This is a genomic window from Mycobacterium sp. E802, assembly GCF_001666875.1.
In the GTDB taxonomy this organism is placed as follows: Bacteria; Actinomycetota; Actinomycetes; order Mycobacteriales; family Mycobacteriaceae; genus Mycobacterium.
The window spans coordinates 1-747 of the sequence record NZ_LZJD01000021.1 but is presented as its reverse complement, the minus strand read 5'-3'; the positions used below and the strand labels follow the sequence as shown (position 1 = coordinate 747).

Here is a 747-nt window from a genome sequence, read left to right as displayed (position 1 = left end):
TGGCGACGAGAAGTTCCTGTGTGCGTGCGGATTCGGGCACCTGCCGGGCAATGTTCTCGATGGCAGCCATCGCGGTCTCGACCCGCGACGTTAACGCCAGCTGGTCTGTATCAGATGCAGTCGGGCAGGTCATCGCCCCTTCGACGACCGCGCTGGCGGCACCGAGGTAGGACGCCATCATCAGGAGCTCGAACCACACGAAGCCCGCCGTTTGGATCTCATCGAGCACTCCGGTGTCGGTGATGTCGGTTAGGACAACCAGATTCTGCGGAACTAAGACGTCGTCGATGTCGATCTGGTCACTTTCAGCGCCGGCAAGGGCGAAACTGGACCAGAACGGAGTGACCGTGACGCCCGGATCCGACGCGGGGATCAGCGCGATCGCCAGTCGCTCGCCGTTGCCGTCGGGAGCTGGCAGCAGCAGGCTGGCAGTAAGGAGATCCATCGACCGAGCCAGACTGCACGGCTTCTTGGAGCCGCTGACGCGGACACCCTCAGGAACCAATACCGATTTCATGGTGGGCGTCAGGATGCGACCGTCAGACCTGCCCTCGGCGAAACCAGATGCCAACAGCATGTTCTGAGTGGCGACCGCCTCCAGGAGGAGCCATTCGTTTCCTCCCAGTTCCGCCAGGACCACAAGGCTGGCCACAGAGAAGTGATGCATGGTGGTCGCCACTCAGAACATGCTGTTGGCATCTGGTTTCGCCGAGGGCAGGTCTGACGGTCGCATCCTGACGCCCACCA

The 747-nt window shown here is 62.1% G+C and carries 1 pseudogene; it reads right to left on the bottom strand.

Annotation, left to right across the window (positions count from 1 at the left end):
• Window positions 1–679: pseudogene (locus tag A5699_RS03135) on the bottom strand (acyl-CoA dehydrogenase family protein); the annotation flags it as partial.
• Window positions 680–747: the final 68 nt, after the last annotated feature.